Origin of the sequence: Mesorhizobium sp. M1A.T.Ca.IN.004.03.1.1, assembly GCF_003997555.1 — a bacterium.
In the GTDB taxonomy this organism is placed as follows: Bacteria; Pseudomonadota; Alphaproteobacteria; order Rhizobiales; family Rhizobiaceae; genus Mesorhizobium.
On the sequence record NZ_RZTV01000001.1, the window covers coordinates 131,806 to 155,672 of the forward strand.

Below are 23,867 nucleotides of genomic sequence, written 5' to 3' on the forward strand. Positions count from 1 at the left end.
ATTTACTCACAGGCCAAATCACGCTTCTATCCGCTGGGCTTGTCCGTTTGACCGTATGGGAGTTCGGCAATGAAATTGTGGAAGACCATTTTGGCCGCCGCTGTGCTTACTTTCGCGGCCGCCACGTCGGCATTTTCGGCCCGTACCGACCTCGTCATCGGCATTCCGCTCGAACCCCCGCATCTCGATCCGACCGCGGGCGCCGCCGCCGCCATCGACGAGGTGCTCTACGCCAATGTCTTCGAAGGTCTCACCCGCATCGGTCCGAACGGCGAGGTGATCCCCGACCTTGCCGAAAGCTGGACCATCTCGGATGACGGCAAGATCTACACTTTCAAGCTGCACACCGGCGTGAAATTCCACGACGGCAGCGATTTCAGCGCCGACGACGTGAAATTCTCTCTCGACCGTGCCCGGGCCGACAATTCGGTCAACGCCCAAAAGGGGCTGTTCGCGCAGATCGACAAGGTCGATGTCGTCGATCCGGCGACGGTGAAGGTCACGCTGAAAAACCCGCAAGGCTCCTTCCTGTACAATATGGGCTGGGGCGACGCGGTGATGGTGTCGCCGAAATCGGCCGACACCAACAAGGAAAAGCCGGTCGGCACCGGCCCCTTCAAGTTCCAGAACTGGGCCAAGGGCTCGTCGATCACGCTTGTGAAGTCGGATAATTACTGGGGTGCCCCGGTTGCGCTCGACAAGGTCGAGTTCCGCATCGTACCCGACGCCGCCGCCGCCGTGCCGGCGCTGCTTTCGGGCGACATCCAGGCCTTCCCCTTCTTCGATCCCGACAGCGTCTCTCAGGTCAAGGACGATCCGCGTTTCAAAGTGGTGATCGGCTCCACCGAAGGCGAGACGATTCTTTCGATCAACAACAAGAAGCCGCCCTTCGACAAGCTCCAGGTGCGCCAGGCCATCTCCTTCGCGCTCGACCGCAAGGCGATCATCGACGGCGCCTCGGCGGGCCTGGGAGTGCCGATCGGCTCGCATATATCGCCCGCCAACAAAGATTATGTCGACCTCACCGGCCTCTATCCGCACAATGTCGACAAGGCCAAGGAACTGCTGAAGGAAGCCGGTCTCGAGAAAGGCTTCAAGGCGACGCTGAAGCTGCCGCCGCCGTCCTATGCGCGGCTTGGCGGCGAGATCATCGCGTCCGAGCTGCGCGATGTCGGCATCGATCTGGAGATCATCCCCGTCGAATGGGCGCAATGGCTGGATCAGGTCTTCACCAAGAAGGACTACGACCTCACCATCGTCTCCCACACCGAGCCGAACGACATCGATATCTATTCGCGCAAGGACTATTACTTCAACTACGACAACCCGGCCTTCGACGCCATCATCGCCAAGCTCAACCTGACTTCGGACGAGGCGAAGCGGAAAGAGCTGCTGGCAGAGGCGCAGAAGATCCTGGCCGACGACGCCGTGGTCGGCTTCCTTTACGAGCTGCCGAAGGTCGGGGTCTGGGACGCGAAGCTGCAGGGCCTGTGGGAGAATGCACCGATTCAGGCCAATGACCTTACCAAGGTGAAGTGGACGGATTGACGGCCGGCGCGGTCGCCTGATCGCCTCCCATGGCCACCTATCTCCTCAAGCGCCTCATCATCGCGACCATCACGCTGGTGCTGGCCTCGATGGTGGTGTTTGCGGTGATGGAAATCCTGCCTGGCGACCCGGCGCGCCTGATGCTGGGCTTCAACGCCAGCGCCGACCAGGTCGAGCTGTTGCGCAACCAGATGGGCCTGAACGCGCCGCTTGTCCTGCGCTACCTGCACTGGGCGGGCGGGTTGCTCAGCCTCGATTTCGGTCGCTCCTACACCTATTCGGTTCCCGTCATCGACCTCGTGGGTGAGCGCGTCGTCGTTTCCCTGCCGCTGGCGCTAATCGCGCTGGCGCTGTCGACCGTCATAGCCATTCCGGTCGGGGTGTTTTCCGCCGGCCGCCAGGGCCGGGCCGGCGACACATTCGCCATGGGCGCTGCCCAACTCGGCGTTGCCGTGCCGAATTTCTGGTTCGCGCTGATGCTGATTTATCTCTTCGCCGTATGGCTGCGGCTGGTGCCGGCGGGTGGATTTCCTGGCTGGGACGCCGGGATCTGGCCGGCCGTGAAATCGCTGCTGCTACCGGCCATCGCGCTGGCGCTGCCGCAGGCGGCGATCCTGGCGCGCGTCGCCCGCTCGGCGCTGATCGAGGTGCTCAACGAAGACTATATCCGCACCGCCCGCGCCAAAGGCCTGCCCTACCGCGCCGTGCTCTGGCGCCACGCGCTGCGCAACGCCATGATCCCGGTGCTCACCATTCTCGGCCTGCAATTCGCGTTCCTGCTTGCCGGCACCATCATCATCGAGAATGTCTTCTATCTGCCGGGGCTTGGACGGCTGGTTTTCCAAGCCATCACCCAGCGCGACCTGATCGTCGTCGAGAGCGTCGTCATGCTGCTGGTCGCCGCCGTGATCGCCGTCAATCTGCTGGTCGACTTCTCCTACGCCGTTGTCGATCCGCGGCTCAGGGGCCGGCAATGATAATGCGCGTCGACCTGCCCGAGGAAACGCTTGCCGGGGTTCTGGCCAAAGCCTTCGGCAACCGCTCTTTTCTGATCGGCTTCGCCATCACGCTGCTGGTGGCCGCGATTGCGCTGCTCTCCTTTGCATGGACGCCCTACGACGTCACCAAGCTGGTCATCGCAGACAAGACGCAGGCGCCCTCGTGGACGCATTGGTTCGGCACCGACCATTTCGGTCGCGACATCCTTTCGATGATCATGGTCGGCGCACGCAACTCGATCGCGGTAGCGCTGGTGGCGGTCGGCATCGGCATGGGCATCGGCGTGCCGCTCGGCGCCTTCGCGGCGGCGCGGGGCGGCCTTGCCGACGAGGCGCTGATGCGCATCAACGATCTCGTCTTCGCCTTCCCGGCACTACTGTCGGCGATCATGATCACCGCCATCTTCGGGCCGGGCGCCGTCAACGCCATCATCGCCATTGGCATCTTCAACATCCCGGTCTTCGCGCGCGTCGCCCGCGCCGGCGCCTTGGCGATCTGGCCGCGCGAATTCATCCTCGCCGCGCGCGCTGCCGGCAAGGGCATGACGCAGATTTCTGTCGAGCACATCCTGCCCAACATCGCGACGCTGCTGCTGGTACAGGGCACGATCCAGTTTGCGCTGGGCATCCTCGCCGAAGCGGGGCTTTCCTATGTGGGCCTGGGCGCGCAGCCGCCAATGCCGAGCTGGGGCCGCATGCTGTTCGACGCGCAGACGCGGATGGTGACGGCGCCGTGGATGGCAATCTTTCCCGGCATGGCGATCATCGTGACCGTGCTTGGGCTCAACCTGCTCGGCGACGGCATCGCCGACATCCTCGATCCGAAATCGCGGCGGCGGCGATGAGCCTGCTCCAGATCGAGAACCTATCGCTTGTCATCGGCGGAACGCGGATCCTGAAGCAGGTCGAGCTTGCGATTGCGCCTGGCGAGGTGGTCGGCCTGGTCGGCGAATCCGGTTCCGGGAAATCGATGACGGCGCTGACGATCATGAGCCTGCTGCCGCATCTAGCTCAAACCAGCGGACGCGTCACTTTCGACGGCATCGACCTCCTTGCAGCGAGCGAGGACCAGATGTGCGCGCTGCGCGGCGACGACATCGGCATGGTTTTCCAGGAGCCGATGACGGCGCTCAATCCAGTCAAGACCATCGGCGAGCAGGTGGCCGAGGGCATTCGCTGGCACACCAGGGCGGGCCGCGCCGAGGCCGAGGATCGCGCGCGAAAAATGCTCGACCGTGTCGGCCTGCCGGAAGCCAAGTTCCCACTGTCGCGCTACCCGCATGAGCTCTCCGGCGGGCAGCGCCAGCGCGTCGTCATCGCCATCGCCTGCGCGCTGAAGCCAAAATTGCTGATTGCCGACGAGCCGACCACGGCGCTCGATGTGGTGCTGCAGGCGCAGATCCTCGACCTGCTGCGCGATCTGGTCAGCGAAAACCGCATGGGCCTGCTGCTCATCTCGCACGACCTTGCGGTAGTGACCGAGATGGCCGACCGCCTGACCATCCTGCGCGGTGGCGAAGTGATGGAAGCCGGCGACACCGCGCGCACGCTGTCGGCACAACACCACCCCTACACGCGCGAGCTGGCGCTGGCTTCCATGCATGTGCCGGCGCGGCCCAAAAAACACCTTGCCGGTTCGGCAAAGCCGCTGCTCGAAGTCGAAGGCCTGAGCCGCGACTATCCGGGTCGGCGCAAATCCTTGTTCCGAGCGGCAGAGCCAATCCACGCCGTCGACGATGTATCGCTAACCATCGAGCCGGCCCAGTCGGTAGCCCTCGTTGGCCGTTCCGGCTGTGGCAAATCCACGCTCGCCCGCATGATCCTGGCATTGGACAAGTCGACGGCGGGCTCAATCCGCTTTCGCGGCCAAACCATCACCGGCAAGTCAGAGGCCGAGCTGAAGCCGGCCAGGCGCGACATGCAGGTTGTCTTCCAGGACCCTTACGGCTCCTTCGATCCACGCCAGAAGGTCGAGAAGCTGGTCGCCGAGCCGTTGCATCTTCTCGAGACCCAGCCGTCGAAAGCCGAGCGGCGCGAGATGGTCGCGCATGCGCTGCATGAGGTCGGACTCGGCCCGCGCGACATGGACAAATATCCGCATGAATTCTCGGGCGGCCAGCGCCAGCGCCTATCGATCGCCCGCGCCATCATCACCCGCCCGAAACTGGTCGTCGCCGACGAGCCGGTCTCGGCGCTGGATGTCTCGATCCGCGCCCAGATCCTCGACCTCTTCGCCGAGCTTAACCAGAAGCTCGGCATCGCCTATCTGTTCATCACCCATGACCTGACGGTTGCCCGCGCCATGTCGGACGAAGTGCTGGTCATGCATGAGGGCAAGATAGTCGAGCGCGGCAGGACGGCCGATGTGCTCGACAGCCCGCGCTCGGAAGCCGCGCAGGCGCTGGTCGCGGCGGCGCCGGACCTTCACCGTGCGATCGCGCGACGCATGCAGGAACAAGGGTAAGCCGCGAGCCCGCGCTCAGCCCTCCGGTTTGACCAAATCCACCGGGCTGATGTCGAGCAAGTCGAGCGTGCGACGCAGCAGCTTCACCTCGCTCTCGGCAAGCTTGGAATCCGCCTTCGCGATCTCGGCCATGTGGCGCGCAAGCAGCTTTCGCCGCTCGACATCGAGGTCGCGGAACAGCGCGATCGCTTGTGAGCCGTTGGTCTCGTAGCCGTAGTCGTTGAGATATTCGACGACGCTGTCGATCGAGGCTTCGGGAATGCCGAAGGCTTCCTTGCAGATGTGCCGGAAGGCGACCATCTCGCTCTCCGACACCGCGCCGTCGGCCAGGATCATCCGGAACAGCATCAGAAGCTCGGCCGACAGCACCGGATCGTCCGCTACCTTGCGCACGCCCGGGTCGCCGTCGAAGATCGAACGTATCTGGTCGAGCAGCGCCATCGCCGTAAGCCTCCCCTTGCGATTCCGTTGAAATTGTTAGCGTGGAATCGGTCTTGCGCAAACTGTCTAAGCATGATGGAAGCAGCCGTCCCCCGCCTTGACCCACAGCCCGATGATCGACCTTACCTTGCAGACTGTCTTCATGCTCACCGCTGCCGCTTTCGCGGCGGGCTTCGTCGATTCGATCGCCGGCGGTGGCGGCCTGATCACCATCCCGGCGCTGCTCCTGGCGGGCTTCTCTCCGGTGGCAGCGCTCGGCACCAACAAGCTGCAGGGCATGTTCGGGTCCGGCTCGGCCACGATCCACTATGCCGCGAACGGCCAGGTCGATTTGCGCCGACAATTGCCTTCCGCGCTGCTGGCCCTTGTTGGCGGCGCCATCGGCGCCCTGCTGGCGACGATCGTGCCCGGCGACTTCCTGCGTGCCCTTTTGCCGGTTCTCTTGATCGCGATCGCTCTATACTTCGTGTTCAAACCCAACATGAACGACGTTGACCGCGCAGAGCGTCTGTCACCGCTCCTATTCGGCCTAACGGTTGTGCCTGCCATCGGCTTGTACGACGGTCTGTTCGGCCCAGGCACGGGCTCGTTCCTTATGCTCGCCTTCGTCAGCCTTGCCGGCTATGGTCTGCTCAAGGCGACCGCGCACACCAAGCTGCTCAATTTCGCCTCCAACATCGGCGGCTTCGTCGTCTTCGCCGCCGTCGGCGTCATCGACTGGAAGATCGGTCTGATGATGGGTGTCGCCCAGTTTCTGGGCGCCCGCCTCGGCGCAGGCCTCGCCATCAAAATCGGCGCAAGACTGATCAAGCCGCTGCTGGTGATCGTGTGTGTAGCGCTGGCGGTGAAGCTGCTTGCCGACCCGGCCAATCCCCTACGCCAACTCATTGGTGTGTGACTGTCCTGCTGGTAGAATTCGGGTGTTGCGAATCATGTTGGAGGGACCAGACATGAATCTTAGTGCGCCCACGCAGATCGTGTTCATTATTTCGTTGGTCATCGCCGCCATCGGCCTTCTCGCCGCTCTCGGCCTTCTTGCGTTCATTCCTCTCGCGTCGGTGTGGATCATGCTCATCGCCTATGTCGTGCTCGCCGGCGGCTGCCTGATGCGCGGCGCCTAAAGCAATCCAGGAAAAGTGTGGAGCAACTCGGAGCGCCCGGCCCTGCCGGGCGCTTTTGATTTTTGCGAGCGTGTTCTGCTAGGCTTGCGGCATGTCCGACGAGACGGAGCGCCATCGGGAGGATACTCGCTCTCCCGCCCTCCATTCCGAGATGGTGCGGCGCAAACCCGCCGCCCCGCTCGCAGGCATCGTCACGGATATCTGCGGCTATCGGGAAATATTGCCCGGCCATTTCCGCATGGTCGAATATGCCTCGCTGACCGTACCCCTGGTGATCAGCTTCGCCGAAGCCTTCGCCATCGGGCTCGGCCGCAGCCCGGGCGACAACGATCGCTACGCCAGCTTCGCCGCCGGTCTCTATGCCGGCCCGGTCATGATCGAATCCTTCGGCGCCGCCTGCTGTGTCCAGGTCAATTTCACGCCGCTTGGCGCCAGGCAATTCTTCGGCCTGCCGATGAGTGAGTTGCGCGACCGCATGGTCGGGTTGGACGATGCGATGGGCTTTGATGGCATCGCGCTGCGCGAACAGCTCGGCGAAGCGTCGGATTGGGACAAGCGCTTCGACATTGCCGAGGGTTTCATCGCAGGCCGACTCGCGGACGCGCATGCGCTTTCGCCCGAAATCGCCTGGGCCTACCGGACGGTCATCGCATCGGGCGGCCGCACCCGCATTTCGGCGCTCGCCAGCGAGATCGGCTGGAGCCGCAAGCATCTGGCGGCGAAATTCACCGACGCGACCGGCATCGGCCCGAAGACATTGTCACGCATCGTGCGCTTCAACCGCGCGCTGTCGCTGTCGAAGCGGCAGGACGACAACTGGGCCGGCATTGCCGCCGATTGCGGCTACGCCGACCAGGCGCATCTGGTGCGCGAATTCCGTCAGCTTGCCGGCGAAACGCCATCCGGGCTCGCCACGTGGATCTAAGCTTCAGGCGAGGTAACATTTCTTCAAGACGTGGAAACCGCCTTCGCACAGACTGGCATCCATTCAACCAGCACAGGGATATTGTCATGCCAGCAACAAACGAAGCACCCCGTCTCTATCCAGCCCTGCGATACAGGAACGCCGCTAGGATGATCGACTGGCTCAGCGAGGCCTTCGGCTTCGAACTGCGCGCCCGTTATGGCGATGGCGACATCGTTCACCACGCGGAACTGACCTTTCGGTCCTCGATGATCATGCTGGGCACCGCGCGCGACGACGATTACGGCAAGATGGTCGGCGAGCCCGGCGGTGGCGGCGGCAAGTCCATCTACATTGCCGTCGATGACGCCGATGCCGCCTATGCCAAGGCGAAGAAGGCCGGCGCCAGGATCACCCAGGAACTGGTCGACCGCGACTATGGCAGTCGCGAGTTCATCTGCCTCGACCCCGAAGGCAATGTCTGGTCCTTCGGCACCTACTGGCCGAAGGCGGGCGAGAAGGCGTAGTTGCTATCCGCGCCGGCATTTGCGGCTGGCGAAAACGCCTGAACTTCGTCATCCACGGGCGGAGCGGGAGCGAAGCGGACGCGAAGACCCGAGGATCCATTCCGTGACCTCGATCGAAGGGCGCAGAGGAGCAGAATTCTGCACGGTAGCAACGCCTTACCGTCACGGAATGGATCCTCGGGTCTGCGCCGCGTCGCTTCGCTCCTTGCTCCGCCCGTGGATGACGATGCGGCGGAAGCTTTCGCTAATGGCAAGCGTATGCGCATCGACGGGAGGACCTACCGCGCCAGCCCGAAAATCGCATCGCAGTCGAGATGCTTCTCCAGCTCGGCCGCGACCTCGTCCAGCGCCTTCTCGACCTCGGCGCGATAGTCGATGCCCCCATCCTTGACCCCGAGGCTCGCAAGGTAGGCCGCGCGAAAAGCGTCCGCTGCAAACAGCCCATGCAGATAGGTACCGATAACCTTGCCATCGGCGGAGACCGCGCCGTCCTCGAGGCCGTTGATGATCGCCGAAGGCCGCGCGGCGTCCGGGCCGGTGGTGCGGCCAAGATGGATCTCGTAGCCTTCGAGCGGCAGGCCGAATTGCACCGAATGAGCGCTCGAGTTGCGCACCGTCTTTTCCGGTTCCATCACCGTCTCGATGTCGAGCAGGCCAAGGCCCTCCGTCTCGATGACGCTGCCTTCGATGCCATCGGGGTCGCGAACCTTGCGGCCGAGCATCTGATATCCGCCGCAGATGCCGACGACATGGCCGCCGCGTTTGCGGTGCGCGGCAAGGTCGCGATCCCAGCCATTCTCGCGGAATTTTATCAGATCGCCGATGGTCGATTTCGAGCCCGGAATGACCACCAGCCCGGCATCTTCCGGGAGCGGCTTTCCCGGCGGCACGAACACCACCTCGACCTGCGGCTCGGCCTTGAGCGGATCGAGATCGTCGAAGTTGGCGATCCGCGCCAGCATGGGCACCGCCACCTTCAGCGCCCGCCTTTCGCCCGAGGCAAGTCGCTCGAGCACAACCGAATCTTCGGACGGCAGCCTTGCCGCGGACTTCAGCCAGGGCACGACGCCGAAACAGCGCCAGCCGGTAAACTTGCCGATGGCGCTGACCCCATCGTCGAACAGCGAGACATCGCCGCGGAACTTGTTGATGAGATAGCCGGCGATCATGCGCCGGTCTTCCTCCGGCAGGATCAGATGCGTGCCGGCGACGGAAGCAATGACGCCGCCGCGGTCGATGTCGCCGATAAGCACCACCGGGACGTTGGCACGCGTGGCAAAGCCCATATTGGCGATGTCGCGGCTTCTAAGGTTGATCTCGGCCGGCGAGCCGGCGCCCTCGACGATGACGAGGTCGGCGTCCTCGCCGACCTTCGCCCAGGAATCGAGCACCGCATCCATCAGCCTGGCCTTCATTGCCTGATAGTCGCGCGCCCGCGCCTCGCCAAAAACCTTGCCCTGCACCACCACTTGCGAGCCGATGTCGCTTTGCGGCTTGAGCAGCACCGGGTTCATGTGCACGGTCGGCCTCACCCCGCAGGCCAGCGCCTGCAGCCACTGCCCGCGGCCGATCTCGCCGCCGCCGGTCTTGTTGTTGCCGGGGATGTCGGCGACGGCGGCGTTGTTGGACATGTTCTGCGGCTTGAACGGCCTGACCTTCAGTCCGCGTTTTTTTGCTGCCCGGCAGAGCCCCGCCACCAGCACCGTCTTGCCGACATCCGAGCCGGTGCCTTGCAGCATGATCGCCCTGGCCATCAGCCCCTGCCCTCCGCGCCGATGATCGATTTCTGCGCGAGCGGTCCACCTCGCCAGATATAGAGCGCCATCAGTGGCTCCTTGCCGGTACGCATGGCGTGATTGACGTTGGACGCATGGTGGATGATTTCGCCCGCCGCTCGAACCCGAAAGCCGGCCCCGCCCATTCGCCACTCGGTGCTGCCGGTCAGCGGAATGTAGATCTCCTCGGCGGTGTGGTGGTGGTCTGGGTAGACACTGTCGGGCCCGAGGATCAGCAGGCCGCCCGCGACCTCGTCATTGGCGAAATGCCCCCGCGTGCCGAACACCTCCAGCCAGCCGTAATTGTCGATGAAGAGCTGTCCGAAATCGGCAGCGGTATAAGTCTGGCCCCAGCACAGCTCATTGCGATGGTCCGCGATGAACCGCGTCAGCGCCCCGGCGTCCCGCGGCGCAAGCTCCGCAATCCGATCGAGATGGCGAAGGCAACGAAGCGCACGTGGTTCGCGCGAACGAGAGGGCATGTGCCAATCGATGCGCGCGACGGCGTCCGCAACCAGATCGCTGTCGATGCCGGCGAGATAGAAGTGGAACCGGTCCAGCAGCTGATCGAAAATTGTCGGCACGCAAGACTCCGTTGATCAATCCATGCACAGCCGGTCCGCGGCGGGCTGGGTTGCGCGGCGGCATCATTGGTCTAGATTGATCGCTGCGCAAAGCCAAAAACGACAGGCCACAAGGCCTGAAACGACAGGGAGCACGCCATGGACGCGGCAGTCGATGCGGGCACTGGCCAATTCGAACTCACCGAGCAACAGCGCGCCATGAAGGAGATGGCTGAGGCCTTCGCGGCCGATCGGGTCGCGCCGAACGCGCTCGACTGGGACCGGGCAAAGCACTTTCCGGCCGACGTGATCCGCGAGACCGGGCCGCTCGGCCTGGGCGGCATCTATGTCCGCGACGATGTCGGCGGCTCGGCGCTCGGTCGGCTGGATGCGGTGCTGATCTTCGAGGCGCTGGCGCATGCCGATCCGGCCTTCTCCTCCTTCATCTCCATCCACAACATGGCGGCGTCGATGATCGACCGCTTCGGCAGCGACGAGCAACGCCGGCGCTTCCTGCCGAAGCTGACCTCCATGGAATGGCTGGCGAGCTATTGCCTGACCGAGCCCGGCTCCGGCTCCGATGCCGCCGCCTTGAAGACGAGAGCGGTGAGGAGCGGCGGCGACTATGTCTTGAACGGCGCCAAGCAGTTCATCTCCGGCGCTGGCGACAGCGACCTCTATGTCGTCATGGCGCGCACCGGCGGCGACGGGCCCAAAGGCATTTCGACCCTGGTGGTGCCCAAGGATGCGCCCGGCCTCTCCTTCGGCGCCAATGAGCACAAGATGGGTTGGCATATGCAGTCGACCCGCCAGGTCATCTTCGAGGATTGCAAGGTGCCGGCCGAGAACCTGCTTGCCACCGAAGGCGCGGGCTTCGGCATCGCCATGGCCGGGCTCGACGGCGGCCGGCTCAACATCGCCGCCTGCTCGCTGGGCGGCGCGCAGTCGGCGCTCGACAAGGCGCTCGCCTACACGAGCGAGCGCAAGGCCTTCGGATCGAAGATCAACCAGTTCCAGGCCCTGCAGTTCAGGCTGGCCGACATGGAGACGGAGCTGCAGGCGGCCCGCATCTTCCTCTATGCCGCCGCCTCGAAGCTCGATCGCAAGGCGCCGGATGCCGGCAAATGGTCGGCGATGGCCAAGCGCTTCGTCACCGACATCGGCTTCGACATCGCCAACGAGGCGCTGCAGTTGCATGGCGGCTACGGCTATCTGCACGATTACGGCATCGAGAAGCTGGTGCGTGATCTGCGCGTCCACCAGATCCTCGAAGGCACCAACGAGATCATGCGCGTCATCATCGCGCGAACGCTGATCGGCCGCTGAAGCAGCAAATTTCGGGAGACAACGATGGCAACGATCGCCTTCATCGGCCTTGGCAATATGGGCAGCCCAATGGCTGCCAACCTCGTAAAGGCGGGGTATGCGGTGCAAGGCTTCGACCTCGTGCCGGAGAACCTCACGATCGCAAAAGAGCATGGCGTCACCGTCATGGCCAATGCCGTCGCCGCGGTGAAGGACGCCGACGTGGTGATCACCATGCTTCCCGCCGGCAAGCATGTGTTGTCGGTCTACGAGGACATCGCGCCCAAGGCGAAGAAAGGCGCCTTGCTGATCGATTCCTCGACCATCGATGTCGAAGCGGCACGCAAGGCTCACGCCATTGCCGCCAGGCACGGCTTGCCTTCGATCGACGCGCCTGTGTCCGGCGGCACCGGCGGCGCCACCGCCGGCACGCTCACTTTCATGGCCGGCGGGTCGGATGCAGCATTCGCCTCTGCCGAGCCGATCCTGAAGCCGATGGCCGGCCGCATCGTTCATTGCGGCGGTGACGGCGCCGGCCAGGCCGCCAAGATCTGCAACAACATGATTCTCGGCATTTCGATGATCGGCGTCGCCGAAGCCTTTGTGCTCGCCGAGAAACTCGGCCTGTCGCACCAGGCGCTGTTCGACGTCGCCTCCACCTCCTCCGGCCAGTGCTGGTCACTGACCACTTACTGCCCGGTGCCCGGCCCTGTTCCGGCGTCGCCCGCCAACCGCGACTACAAGCCGGGTTTTGCTGCCGCCCTCATGCTCAAGGACCTGAAATTGTCGCAGGAAGCCGCGCAAAGCGCCGGCGCCGTGACGCCTCTGGGCGCCGAGGCGACGCAGCTCTACGCTCTGTTCAATGCGCAGGGCAACGCAGGCGCCGACTTTTCCGGCATCATAAATTTCCTGCGCGGCGATCAAACCTAAGCAGCTGCTTGCAAAGGGTTATTAGCAAATTTTTTCGACAGAAATCCGGCAAATTTAGATTTGCTTAAGGTCTCGCTAACTCACCGGTAACGATGTGCCTTTAAAACGGACTGCGAGGCGGACATCGCAACCGCCCGGCGCTCCGGATCAGGTCTCGCGTACCGGAGCCCGAAAGTTTCGCAGGTCTCGAGTAGCGAAACGCCATGCGTATCTGGCAAAGCCGCGTTCCCTTCTGGGACGCGGTTTTTGCGTCTGGGCAAGTCTTCGCTGCAGATTCGGGTCGCCGGGCACCCTCCAGCAAGGGCGCCCGGCTGTGTTTTCTCAGCGCTTCCGCAAATCCGCCTCCGCAAGGTCGAGCGCCTTGGCGATGCGCTCGCAGGCCATGTCGATGGTGTCGCGCGTCCAGATCAGCGGCGGCGACAGTATCATCGTGTCGCCGGTGGCGCGCAGCATCATGCCCTGCGAGATCGCGTGATCGCGCACGACGACCGCCGCACTTCCCGACGGCAGGTATCGTTCCTTGGTCGCCTTGTCCTTGACGATCTCTATCGCACCCATAAGACCGATCGAGCGCACCTCGCCGACCAGCCTGTGGCCGGCGATGCGCTCCTGCAGCGCCTGCGCGAAATAGGGACCGGTGTCGGTCCTGACGCGCTCGACCAGACCTTCCCGTTCAATGATCTCGAGGTTCTTCAGGGCCACCGCGCACGCGACCGGGTGACCGGAATAGGTGTAGCCGTGGTAGAACTCGCCGCCCTTTTCGACGAGCGTCCTGCTGATGCGGTCGCCGACCAGGAGCGCCGACAGCGGCTGGTAGCCGGAGGTCAGCGCCTTGGCGGTGGTGATGGTGTCGGGCTCAACGTCGAAGGTCTGCGCCGCGAACCATTCGCCGGTGCGGCCATAGCCGGTAATCACCTCGTCGAGCATCAAGAGCACATCGTATTTGCGGCAGATGCGCTGCACCTCCGGCCAGTAGCTGATCGGCGGGATTTTCACACCGCCCGCACCCATCACCGGCTCGCCGATAAAGGCGGCGACCTTGTCGGCGCCGGCTTCGAGGATGGCGTCCTCGACGGCCTTGGCGGCGCGCAGGCCGAAATCGTGGTCGCTTTCGCCGGGCAGCGCGAGCTCATAGGCATAGGGCATCATCGCATGGACGATGTTCGGCACCGCGCCGCCGAGCTGCTTGTGCATGGGCTCCATGCCGCCGAGCGAGGTGCCGGCGATCGTCGAGCCGTGATAGGCCATCTTGCGCGAGATGATCCGATTCTTCTCAGGCTTGCCTTCGAGCGCCCAATAGTGGCGCACGAGCCGCAGCGCTGTGTCGTTGGCCTCGGAGCCGGACGAGCCGTAGAAGACCTGACCGACATGCTCCGGCGCCAGTTCCGCCAGCTTCTGCGACAGCAGCACCGGTGTAGGCGTCGAACACTTGAAGAAGGAGTTGTAGTAGGGCAGCTCCTTCATCTGGGCGTAGGCGGCCTCCGCCAGTTCGTCGCGGCCGTAGCCGACATTGACGCACCAGAGGCCCGCCATGCCGTCGAGGATTTCCGTTCCGTCGGAATCATAGATGAACGGCCCTTTGGCGTGGGTGATGATGCGAGAGCCCGCTTCACGCAGTTCCTTATGGTCGGTGAAGGGATGAAGGTGATGCGCGGCATCGATCTGCTGAAGCTGCTTCAGCGAATAGTTCTGATAGGTCATGGGTTTGTCTTTCCTCTTGAATCAATCCGGCGGTGGCCGGGGCGGATTCGTCAGAGGAAACGGGGCGGCGAATAGCCGATGCGGGCGCACAGCCGCAAAAGCTCGGCGCGCAGCGTGCGCGGTGACGGCGTCACCGCGACCCCGAAGGCGCCTGATGTGCTGATGCGGACCATGGCGGCACCTTAAGCCGCCAACGGCCAGCAATTCAAGCTGGACCGGCAAGCGTGCGCTGCAGAAAGACGTAGCGCATCGCCGTTTGCGCGGCCTGGGGCCGGCGATCGCCGCGCCCGCCATGGCCGCCTTCGGTCTCCTCGAAGAACAGCGTCTTGCCGTGACCGGCGGCCTGCAGCCGCGCCGCCATCTTGCGCGCATGCCCCGGATGGACGCGGTCGTCCGCGGTCGAGGTCATCAGCAGCACCGGCGGATAAACGGCACTGGTCGCCACACGCTGATAGGGTGAATAGGCGGCGAGCCATGCCGCCTCCTCCGGCTTTGACGGATCGCCATATTCCGCCATCCACGAGGCACCGGGCGGCAGTTCGGTGTAGCGCAGCATGTCGAGCAGCGGCACGTCGATGATGACGGCGCCGAACAGCTCCGGACGCTGCGTCAGCGAGACGCCGGTCAGCAGGCCGCCATTCGAGCCGCCCTGGATGCCGAGTTGTGACGCCGTGGTGATGCCGCGCCTGACGATATCCTCGGCGACCGCGGCGAAATCATCGAACGCTTTCTGGCGCTTGCCCTTGAGCGCCGCCTGATGCCACGCCGGGCCGAACTCGCCGCCGCCGCGGATATTGGCCTGCACATAGGCATTGCCCTTGTCCAGCCAGAGCCTGCCGCGGATGCCGGCATAGCCGGGCAAGAGCGGCACTTCGAAGCCGCCATAGCCATAGAGCAGCGCCGGCACCGGTCCCGTCTGGTCGCGCCGCCTGACGACGAAATACGGGATCATCGTGCCGTCCTTCGAGCGCGCCTCGAACTGCTCCGAAACATAGGGCGATGCATCGAAGCGCGCCGGCTGCGATTTCACGGTTTGAAGCGAGTCGCCATTGTCGTCCGACCAAATGATCGAGCTCGGCGTCAGGAAATCGGTGAAGGAGAAGGAGACGCTGGAGCCGAAATGCTCGGCATGGCTGATGCCGACATTGCCGTTGTCGGGCAGGTCGACCGGCTTCACCGACCAGCCATTGCCGGTGCGGTCGCAAACGACGACCTTGCCGCGCACATTGTCCATCAGGTTGATGAACAGCCGGTCCTGCGTCCTCGCGAGACCTGCGATTGAAACGCGGTGCTCCGGTTTGAGCAGCGTCTCGACCGGCTCGAACGAACCGGTTTCAATCCAGCGGTCGAAATCCACGGAATAGAGCCCATCCGGCAGGCAGCGCGTGCCGTCCGGCGCCGTCCACGGGCTGCGGACGCCAAAGACGAGCTCTCCCTTGAAGATCGCGGTGCCGGTCGCGTCGTCGGGCAGCGGGATGCGCCGGTTCTCGCCCGAAGCCAGCCGGAGAAAACTGTGCGAGGTGAAGAAGTCGATGGTCTTGCCGAGCATGACATGTTTCTTGTCGCCATCGAACTCCACGCCGCCGCCGACCGCGAGATGATTTTTTTCGCCCTCGAAGATCGGCGTCGCCTCCTCCAGCTTCGTGCCGCGCCGCCAGAGCTTGATCACCCGCGGATAGCCTGAGTGAGTTTTGTCCTCGTCCTCGAAAGCCGCCGAGACGATCACCGTATCCCTGTCCAGCCAGGAAAACCCCGACTTCGAAGCCGGTGCCCGAAACCCGTCCTCGACGAAGGATTTGGTCGCAATGTCGAACTCGCGCATCTCGCTGGCGTCGCCGCCGTCCGGCGACATGAACAGCAGGCAGCGGTCGAAATCGGGATAGAGCCGGGTCGCGCCGCCGAACACCCATTTCACGCCTTCCTTGGCCGAGAGCTGATCGAAATCGAGGATCGTTTCCCATTCCGGCTTGTCGGTCTTGTAGGAGGCGACCGTCGTGCGGCGCCACAAGCCCAGCGCGTTGGTCTTGTCCTGCCAAAAATTGTAGACGTAACCGGCGAGCGCCGATCCGACCGGGATATTGTCCTCGGCCGTCATCAGGTCGAGCGCGGTCTCGAATGCCGCCTGATAGGATGGATCGCCCTGCAGTTCGGCGACAGTCGTCGCATTCTGGCGATGGACCCACTCAAGCGCTTCCTTGCCGTTGCGATCCTCCAGCCACAGGAAAGGATCCTCGACCGGCAATTCAGGCTGGGTTTGGGTCATCGGGCTGGTCATGCTGGTCTCCGGGTCTGGCGGCCCTGCCTACATCGCGTTCGCCGTGCCAACATTCAAGAGCAGCGCTGCCTGCGCTCAGCCAGCCGGCCCTACATCACCCGCCGGCGAATGACGGTGGCTACAGCCAGCGCCGCGCAGATCGCGCCGAGCGTCACCGGAAGCCCTGCGGCGCCGATCAGGTCCATCACACCGCCGGTCAGCGGCGGCACGAGGATGCCACCGACGCCCCACATCAAGGAGAAGGAGGCATTGCCCGCGACCAGCGCCGAGCCGGTAAAACGCTCGCCGAGCTCGATGATCGACATCGTATAGATCCCGTAGGACACCGCGCCCCAGATGAAGACGCAAGGCCAGATCAGCGGCGTCTCGATGAGCGCCGGCAAGAGCGCGCAGCCAAGAACCGTCACCGAGACACAGCCGAATCGCACGAGGCGCGCCGTCAGTCTTTCGGCGAGCAGGCCGAGCGGCACCTGCATGGCGATGTTGCCGGCGATCATCGTCGACAGCAGCGCCGACATGCGCGTCTCGGGAATGTCGAAGTGGGTGCCATAGACGGGAAGCAGCGCCAGCACCGACTGCTCGAAACCGGCGGCGGCGACGACCGCCGACAGGAGCAGCCAGGCGAGCGGCATGAAGCCCAGCACAGAAACTTTTTCACCTGCCTCGTCGACCCTAGGCAGACGTTTCACCACGACCGCCAGGCAGGCGCCGCAGAAAAGAAAAGCAAAGATGCCGACCAGAAAAGGCGGCCAACCCTCCGTGCCGACCGCCAGCAGGCAGAGCGGTCCGGCCGCGAACCCAGCCGAGATGATGGTCGAATAGATGCCCATGACGCGCCCGCGCCGCGACGGCGGCGCCAGCGCGATCACCCAGATTTCGCTGAGCACATAAAGCGGATTGGTGACCACGCCGACCAGGAAGCGCAGTGGGAACCACAAATAGACGTCCTGGGTCCAGCCGATCAGCGCCAGCACCAGGGCCGAGAGCCCGGCGCAGATGAGCGCAGTCCGCCCGGCTCCGAACCGGCGCGCCAGCCCCGGGATCAGCGGCGAGGACAGGATGAAACCGACCGGCGTCATCGCGGCCGACAGGCCGATCACCGCCGGCGACACGCCCTGACGCTGCAGGATGAAGCTCAGCAGCGGATAGGAAAGCCCCTGCGCGATGGCGAACACCGACACGGTCGCGATCACGCCGGTAATCGCGGCCCACTGCACCGTCTCGCCGGTCTCTGATTTCGCCAGAGCCATCATTCCTGCTCCATTCAACGCAGGCTTAGCCGCTGCCGGCGACAGCCGTAAGGGCCAACTGACGGCAAGGGCGCATGTTCCAGCCAATCCTTGTCAGGAACGCCGGCAGGGAATGCTTTGGCGGCGGCAATTCGGCGGGCCAATCTGCCCTTCCGTCATGTCGCTTCCCTCGCCCTAGTGGTCGCCGCCTCCTTACCGGCAGCATTGCCGCCGGTCCATTATGCCGACCACTTTCGCATCCCCACGAGGCCTCTCATGACTGCCGCCCTTCATCCCGCCGAACCGGCATTGGCAACAGATCGCGCCCGCCGCGGCGGCCGTGCTGGCAAACGCGCCGGCGGATCGGCAGCCTTCGAGCAGCCGCCGTTCCGGCAGCTTAAGAACCCGCTGGTGCCCACCAGGCTGGTGTCCGACGACGAACTGGAATCGATCCACCTCGCCTCGCTGCGCGTTTTGAAGGAGATCGGAGTCGACGTGCTGCATGAGGAAGCCCGCCGCATCATGAAGGCGCATGGCGCCGACGTTCGCGAAGGCAGCGAGCGCGTTCGCTTCGACAGCGACATGATCCTCGAGCTCATCGCGTACTGTCCGCCGGAGTTCACGCTGCACGCCCGCAACCCGGCGCACAATCTGCGCTTCGGCGGCAACAACGTCATCCTGTCGATGATGGCCTCGGCGCCGAACTGCTCCGACCTCGACCGCGGCCGCCGCCCCGGCAACCAGGTCGACTACCGCAATTTCCTGCGCCTGGCGCAGATGCACAACATACTGCAGTGCACCGGCGGCTATCCGGTCGAGCCGATCGACATCCATCCCTCGGTCCGGCATCTCGAGTGCATCCGCGACCTCGCCACGCTGACCGACAAGGTCTTCCACATCTATTCGCTCGGCAAGGAACGCAATGTCGACGGCATCGAGATCGCCCGCATCGCGCGCGGCGTCAGCCGCGAGCAGCTGATGGAGGAGCCGTCGGTCTTCACCATCATCAACACCAATTCGCCGCTCAAGCTCGACGTGCCGATGATGGAAGGCATCATCCAGATGGCCAGCATGGGCCAGGCGGTGATCGTCACGCCGTTCACGCTCTCCGGCGCCATGGCGCCCGTCACCATCGCCGGCGCGCTGGTGCAGCAGAATGCCGAGGCGCTCTCCGGCATCGCCTTTGCCCAGATGGTGAAGAAGGGCGCGCCGGTCGGCTATGGCGGCTTCACCTCCAATGTCGACATGAAGTCGGGCGCACCGGCCTTCGGCACGCCCGAATACATGAAGGCGCAGCTCGCCGGCGGCCAGCTCGCCCGCCGTTACAATATCCCCTACCGCACCTCAAACACCTGCGCCGCCAACACGGTCGACGCGCAGGCCGCCTATGAAAGCGTCTTTTCGCTGTGGGGCGCCATCCAGGGCGGCGGCAATCTGATGATGCACGGCGCCGGCTGGCTGGAAGGCGGCCTGCGCTGCTCCTACGAAAAGACCATCCTCGACATCGACCTCCTGCAGATGGTGGCCGAATTTCTCACCCCGCTCGATCTCTCCGAAGACGCGCTCGGCTTCGACGCCATCCAGTCGGTCGGCCCGGGCGGCCATTTCTTCGGCACCCAGCACACGCAGGAGCGCTACAAGACCGCCTTCTACTCGCCGATCGTCTCCGACTGGCGCAATTTCGAGACCTGGACCGAGGCGGGTTCGCCGACGGCGCTGGAACGCACCAACAAGGTATGGAAGGAGCGCCTCGCAGCCTACGAAGAGCCGTATATGGACCCGGCCATCCGCGAGGAGCTCAACGACTTCGTCGAGAAGCGCCGCGCCGAAGGCGGCGCGCCGACCGATTTTTGATCTTTCACGCCCCGCTCACCCGATTCAGTCTCTGCAAAAACGGACCTATCTTCATGAAATCCCATGTTAAAGCGGTTGTCATCGGCGGCGGTGTCGTCGGCTGCTCGGTGCTCTACCACCTCGCCAAGGCCGGCTGGACCGACATCATGCTGATCGAGCGCTCGGAGCTGACCTCCGGCTCGTCCTGGCACGCGGCGGGCGGCTTCCACACCCTGAACGGCGACCCGAACGTCGCCAAGCTGCAGGCTTATACCGTCCAGCTCTACAAGGAGATCGAGGAGCTTTCCGGCCAGTCCTGCTCGCTGCATCTGACCGGCGGCGTGATGATGGCCGATACCCCCGAGCGCATGGATTTCCTGCGGCTCGCCCACGCCAAGGGCCGCTATCTCGGCATGGATACCGAGCTGATTACGCCGTCCGAAGCCAAGGCGATGTTCCCGCTGATGGACGAGAAGAATTTCGTCGGCGCCATGTGGGATCCCGTCGAAGGCCATCTCGACCCCTCCGGCACGACCCACGCCTACGCCAAGGCCGCGCGAAAACTCGGCGCTGAGATCGTGCTGCGCAACCGCGTCGTCGAGCTGACGCAGGAAGCCGACGGCACCTGGAACGTCGTCACCGAGCAAGGCACGGTGAAAGCCGAGCATGTCGCCAATTGCGGCGGGCTGTGGGCGCGCGAGATCGGCCGCATGGTCGGCGTCGAGCTGCCGGTGCTGGCGATGGAGCACATGTACCTGCTCACCGAGCCGATGCCGGAGGTCGAGGAATTCAACAGATCGACCGGCCGCGAGATGATCGGCGTGCTCGACTTCAAGGGCGAGATTTACACCCGCCAGGAGCGCAACGGCATCCTGCTCGGCACCTATGAAAAAGCCTGCAAGCCATGGTCGCCGGTCAACACGCCCTGGGATTTCGGTCATGAACTCTTGCCACCCGACATCGACCGCATCGCGCCGTCGCTGGAGATCGGCTTCAAGCATTTCCCCGGCATCGAGAAGGCCGGCATCAAACAGATCATCAACGGCCCCTTCACCTTCGCGCTCGACGGCAACCCGCTGGTCGGCCCAGTCCAGGGCCTGACCAACTTCTGGTGTGCCTGCGCCGTCATGGCCGGCTTCAGCCAGGGCGGCGGCGTTGGCCTGGCGCTGTCCAACTGGATGGTGCACGGCGATCCGGGCTTCGACGTCTGGGGCATGGATGTCGCCCGCTTCGGCGAATGGGCGACGCTGCGCTACACCAACGCCAAGGTGCGCGAGAATTATTCGCGGCGCTTCTCGATCCGCTTCCCGAACGAGGAACTGCCGGCCGCCCGGCCGGCGCAGACGACGCCGCTCTACGACACGATGCTCGCCAACAATGCGGTCATGGGCGACTCGTGGGGACTGGAAACCCCGCTCTGGTTCGCGCCAAAGGGCACCGAGCCAAAGGACATCGTCTCCTTCCACCGCTCCAACGATTTCGGCCCGATCGGCGAGGAAGTTCGCGCGACGCGCGAACGGGTCGGCGTCACCGAGATCGCCAACTTTGCCAAGTACGAAGTTTCCGGGCCGGGCGCCGAGGATTTCCTCAACCGGCTGATGACCAACCGGATGCCGAAGACCGGCCGCATTGTGCTCACCCCGATGGTCAACGAGTTCGGCAGGCTGATCGGCGACTTCACCATCGCCAAGACCGGTGAGGACCGTTTCATGATCTGGGGCTCTTCGGCCGCGCAGAAATACCATATGCGCTGGTTCGAGAAGCACCTGCCCAAGGATGGTTCTGTGCGCATCCACCGCTTCGACCAGACGCTGGTCGGCCTGTCCATCGCCGGACCGAGCTCGCGGGATTTGCTGCAGAAACTCGTGGACGTCGACGTCTCGACCAAGGCCTTCCGCTTCATGGACTTCCGCGAGATGGCGGTCGGCGGCGCGCCCTGCATGGTCAACCGCATCACCTATACCGGCGACCTCGGCTACGAGATCTGGATGGCCCCCGCCTATCAGCGCCTCGTCTACAAGGCGATCAAGGAAGCAGGCGAGGAATTCGGCCTCGTCGATTTCGGCATGCGCGCGCTGCTGTCGATGCGTCTCGAAAAGAACTTCCCAACCTGGTTCCGCGAGTTGCGTCCGATCTACGGGCCGTTCGAAGGCTCGATGGACCGCTTCATCAAGCTGGAGAAGAACGACTTCATTGGCCGCGAGGCGGCTGCCAGGGAGCAGGCGCAAGGGCCGAAGCTGCGCCGCGTCTCCTTCATCGTCGATGCTGCGGACGCCGACGTGATGGGCGACGAGCCGATCTGGGCCAAGGTCAGCAAGGATTATGGCACGGTGGAGAAACCGCATGGCTACGGCGCGCCGCGCTTCGACGAGACGGGCAAGGAAGTGCGCGGCTCCGAAGCCGCCGAAGGCGCTTCGGCCGTGCGCGGCATCGTCGATGGCGAGTGGCGCGTTGTCGGCTGGGTGACCTCGGGCGGCTATGCGCACTACGTGCAAAAGTCGATGGCGCAGGGCTATGTGCCGGCGGCCCTTGCCGAGGACGAGAGCGCCGGCCTGTTCGAGATCGAGATCCTCGGCCACCGCCGCCCGGCCCGCATCAACGTCGAACCGCCCTTCGACCCGAGCGGCGAGAAGATGCGCACCTGATTCCAGGAAGCCGCAATGTACCGCTTTCGGATCGTGTTGGTGGCCGGCTATATAGCAACCGGCCACCAACGCATCAGATGAGAAGACGACCCTTGCGGCAGCTGGAGAAATGGACCGACTGGCTCTGCGATGAACGGGTCGGCCCTTTCAGTGCCGCAATCGCGTTTGCACTTGCCTATTGCCTGGTCCAGATCGTGGTTATGCCGCTCTCGTCCCATTTCGTGGGCACCGGCGTCGGCGTCGACGACGCCGAACAGTTGATGGCGATGCGCTTCCTCGCGGCCGGCTATGGCGGCTCGCAGCCGCCTTTATACACCTGGTTCGGCATCCTCACGGCCTCGCTGGTTGGAACCAGCATTCTCGCGCTCAAGATCGTCAAATACACGCTGCTGGCCGGTGGATTGGTCGCGTCCTTCGCCACAGTGCGCCGCCTGGGCTACTCAGCCCGCGCGGCGACCGCCGCCATGTTCGGCCTGCTGCTGTTTCCACAGATCGTATGGGAGATGCAGCATGCCCTCACCCACTCGGTCGCGGTTTTTTGCTTTTCATCGCTGCTGCTCCTGGCAGTCGCCGAGTTGCAGAAACGGCGCTCGACTGCCGCGTATGTGCTGCTTGGCTTGGCGACCGCCGCCGCAATGCTGTCGAAATACAATGAGGTGATCTTTCTCGCTGCGCTGTTCCTTGCGGCGCTGTCCGTCCGCGAAACACGTGAGGCGATCTTCGATCGCCGTTTCCTGATCAGTGTGGTTGTGGCGATCCTCGCCTGCCTGCCCACATTCTACTGGAGCCTCACGCATCTGGGAGACCTGCTGGCGCACAGCGGTGGCCTGGGCGTCGCCGAGGGGGGCAGCGCGGCAAAGACCCTGTCTCGCGGCATCCGCGGCTTGGGCAATGCGATACTCAATTTCGCCGGGCTGCCGGCCACGATCTTTGCCGTCGCGTTTTTCCTGGCGCGCAAGCAATCCGCACCACCGCCCGAGGCCGCACCGTGGCCAGAGACGCTGGTCTGGCGAGCGATAGGCTTCGCCTTGCTGATCACGCTCGTGGTGGTGCTGGCGGGAGGCATCACACAGTTTCGCGATCGCTGGATGCTGCCCGTATTCGTGCTGTTGCCGGTCGCCATTGCCATGCGGCTGGACGCGATGGGGGAAAGGGGCAGGAAGACGCAGGCTACAATCGTCTTCGTCGGCGCCGTGATGGCCATCCTGGTGCTTCCGGTAAGCTGGTACATGCAGGTCCACGGCGGCGACAACCGCGGCAGCATCGTGCGCATGGACTACGCTTCGCTCCATCGTCAGCTGACAGTCGACGGACCGGTCGGCACTGTGGTCTCAAGCTGGTTCTGGATCGGCAATCTCCGCCTCGTCGATCCCGATCTCATCGTGCTCGACGACGAGATACCCGATTTCGCCAAATCGATCCGCGAGCCCGCGGTGCTTGTGCTCGCGGATGACGAGGAGCCGGCTTCCGTCATCTTCAAGAGGATCACCGAGGCCGGCTATGTGATGGACACCGTCCATCGGCGCATCGCGGTGCCGCAGTTGGGGAACGCACCGCGCCAGGTCACGATCACCAGGCTGCACAAGATGACGCCGCAATAGACAGCAA

The 23,867-nt window shown here is 64.2% G+C and carries 20 protein-coding genes; 13 read left to right on the plus strand and 7 right to left on the minus strand.

The window, feature by feature from the left end:
• Positions 1–69: 69 nt before the first annotated feature.
• The 4 genes from EOD29_RS00650 to EOD29_RS00665 are packed head-to-tail and all read left to right on the plus strand — an operon-like array spanning position 70 to position 5,010.
• Positions 70–1,548 carry an ABC transporter substrate-binding protein gene (locus EOD29_RS00650; RefSeq protein ID WP_127245698.1) on the plus strand — a complete coding sequence of 493 codons (1,479 nt, stop codon included), beginning with the start codon at positions 70–72 and terminating at the stop codon, positions 1,546–1,548.
• 29 nt (positions 1,549–1,577) lie between these two features.
• Positions 1,578–2,525 (plus strand): ABC transporter permease, encoded by a 948-nt coding sequence (locus EOD29_RS00655; protein ID WP_067329389.1) that lies wholly within the window; start codon positions 1,578–1,580, stop codon positions 2,523–2,525.
• Positions 2,522–3,391: an ABC transporter permease gene (locus EOD29_RS00660; RefSeq protein WP_095825655.1), complete on the plus strand. Its 870-nt coding sequence runs from the start codon at positions 2,522–2,524 to the stop codon at positions 3,389–3,391. Before EOD29_RS00655 ends, EOD29_RS00660 begins: the two co-directional genes overlap by 4 nt.
• On the plus strand, positions 3,388–5,010 hold the full coding sequence (locus tag EOD29_RS00665) for a dipeptide ABC transporter ATP-binding protein (protein WP_095825656.1): 1,623 nt from the start codon (positions 3,388–3,390) through the stop codon (positions 5,008–5,010). The genes EOD29_RS00660 and EOD29_RS00665 overlap by 4 nt, the downstream gene beginning before the upstream one ends.
• Positions 5,011–5,025: 15 nt before the next feature.
• Here EOD29_RS00665 and EOD29_RS00670 read toward each other — a convergent pair whose 3' ends face one another.
• Positions 5,026–5,451, minus strand: a complete 426-nt coding sequence (locus EOD29_RS00670; RefSeq protein WP_066999766.1) for a TerB family tellurite resistance protein — start codon at positions 5,449–5,451, stop codon at positions 5,026–5,028.
• A gap of 112 nt (positions 5,452–5,563) precedes the next feature.
• Between EOD29_RS00670 and EOD29_RS00675 the strand changes: the two genes are divergently transcribed.
• The 4 genes from EOD29_RS00675 to EOD29_RS00690 all read left to right on the plus strand — a co-directional run bounded on the left by EOD29_RS00675 (position 5,564) and on the right by EOD29_RS00690 (position 8,003).
• The gene (locus EOD29_RS00675; protein WP_127245699.1) at positions 5,564–6,349 is read left to right on the plus strand and encodes a TSUP family transporter; all 786 of its coding nucleotides are present in this window, start codon (positions 5,564–5,566) and stop codon (positions 6,347–6,349) included.
• Between the two features lie 52 nt (positions 6,350–6,401).
• Positions 6,402–6,572, plus strand: coding sequence for a hypothetical protein (locus EOD29_RS00680; protein WP_082954093.1), 171 nt, complete (start codon positions 6,402–6,404; stop codon positions 6,570–6,572).
• Positions 6,573–6,663: 91 nt separating this feature from the next.
• On the plus strand, positions 6,664–7,497 hold the full coding sequence (locus EOD29_RS00685) for a helix-turn-helix transcriptional regulator (protein WP_095825658.1): 834 nt from the start codon (positions 6,664–6,666) through the stop codon (positions 7,495–7,497).
• An 86-nt stretch (positions 7,498–7,583) separates the two neighbouring features.
• Positions 7,584–8,003, plus strand: a complete 420-nt coding sequence (locus EOD29_RS00690) for a VOC family protein (RefSeq protein ID WP_095801926.1) — start codon at positions 7,584–7,586, stop codon at positions 8,001–8,003.
• 278 nt (positions 8,004–8,281) lie between these two features.
• On the opposite strand, the gene EOD29_RS00695 is transcribed toward EOD29_RS00690, so the two are convergent.
• On the minus strand, positions 8,282–9,757 hold the full coding sequence (locus tag EOD29_RS00695) for a cobyric acid synthase (RefSeq protein ID WP_095801927.1): 1,476 nt from the start codon (positions 9,755–9,757) through the stop codon (positions 8,282–8,284).
• On the minus strand, positions 9,757–10,362 hold the full coding sequence (locus EOD29_RS00700; protein ID WP_127245700.1) for a dimethylsulfonioproprionate lyase family protein: 606 nt from the start codon (positions 10,360–10,362) through the stop codon (positions 9,757–9,759). Before EOD29_RS00700 ends, EOD29_RS00695 begins: the two co-directional genes overlap by 1 nt.
• Positions 10,363–10,500: 138 nt before the next feature.
• Between EOD29_RS00700 and EOD29_RS00705 the strand changes: the two genes are divergently transcribed.
• Both EOD29_RS00705 and mmsB read left to right on the plus strand, forming a co-directional pair.
• Positions 10,501–11,667 carry an isobutyryl-CoA dehydrogenase gene (locus EOD29_RS00705; RefSeq protein WP_127245701.1) on the plus strand — a complete coding sequence of 389 codons (1,167 nt, stop codon included), beginning with the start codon at positions 10,501–10,503 and terminating at the stop codon, positions 11,665–11,667.
• 24 nt (positions 11,668–11,691) lie between these two features.
• Entirely contained in the window at positions 11,692–12,576 is an 885-nt protein-coding gene (gene mmsB / locus EOD29_RS00710) for a 3-hydroxyisobutyrate dehydrogenase (RefSeq protein WP_127245702.1), read from the plus strand.
• 321 nt (positions 12,577–12,897) lie between these two features.
• Here mmsB and EOD29_RS00715 read toward each other — a convergent pair whose 3' ends face one another.
• The 4 genes from EOD29_RS00715 to EOD29_RS00730 form a co-directional block, all read right to left on the minus strand.
• On the minus strand, positions 12,898–14,277 hold the full coding sequence (locus EOD29_RS00715) for an aspartate aminotransferase family protein (RefSeq protein WP_127245703.1): 1,380 nt from the start codon (positions 14,275–14,277) through the stop codon (positions 12,898–12,900).
• A gap of 50 nt (positions 14,278–14,327) precedes the next feature.
• Positions 14,328–14,450: a capsid protein gene (locus EOD29_RS00720; protein WP_066999731.1), complete on the minus strand. Its 123-nt coding sequence runs from the start codon at positions 14,448–14,450 to the stop codon at positions 14,328–14,330.
• A 32-nt stretch (positions 14,451–14,482) separates the two neighbouring features.
• Entirely contained in the window at positions 14,483–16,552 is a 2,070-nt protein-coding gene (locus EOD29_RS00725; RefSeq protein ID WP_127245704.1) for a prolyl oligopeptidase family protein, read from the minus strand.
• A gap of 89 nt (positions 16,553–16,641) precedes the next feature.
• The gene (locus EOD29_RS00730) at positions 16,642–17,802 is read right to left on the minus strand and encodes an MFS transporter (RefSeq protein WP_067329632.1); all 1,161 of its coding nucleotides are present in this window, start codon (positions 17,800–17,802) and stop codon (positions 16,642–16,644) included.
• A 255-nt stretch (positions 17,803–18,057) separates the two neighbouring features.
• Between EOD29_RS00730 and EOD29_RS00735 the strand changes: the two genes are divergently transcribed.
• From EOD29_RS00735 to EOD29_RS00745, 3 genes are all read left to right on the plus strand, one after another.
• Positions 18,058–19,635 carry a trimethylamine methyltransferase family protein gene (locus tag EOD29_RS00735; protein WP_127245705.1) on the plus strand — a complete coding sequence of 526 codons (1,578 nt, stop codon included), beginning with the start codon at positions 18,058–18,060 and terminating at the stop codon, positions 19,633–19,635.
• A 53-nt stretch (positions 19,636–19,688) separates the two neighbouring features.
• Positions 19,689–22,259, plus strand: coding sequence for an FAD-dependent oxidoreductase (locus EOD29_RS00740; protein WP_127245706.1), 2,571 nt, complete (start codon positions 19,689–19,691; stop codon positions 22,257–22,259).
• Positions 22,260–22,351: 92 nt separating this feature from the next.
• Positions 22,352–23,860: a glycosyltransferase family 39 protein gene (locus tag EOD29_RS00745; RefSeq protein WP_164763675.1), complete on the plus strand. Its 1,509-nt coding sequence runs from the start codon at positions 22,352–22,354 to the stop codon at positions 23,858–23,860.
• The last annotated feature ends 7 nt before the right edge of the window (positions 23,861–23,867 follow it).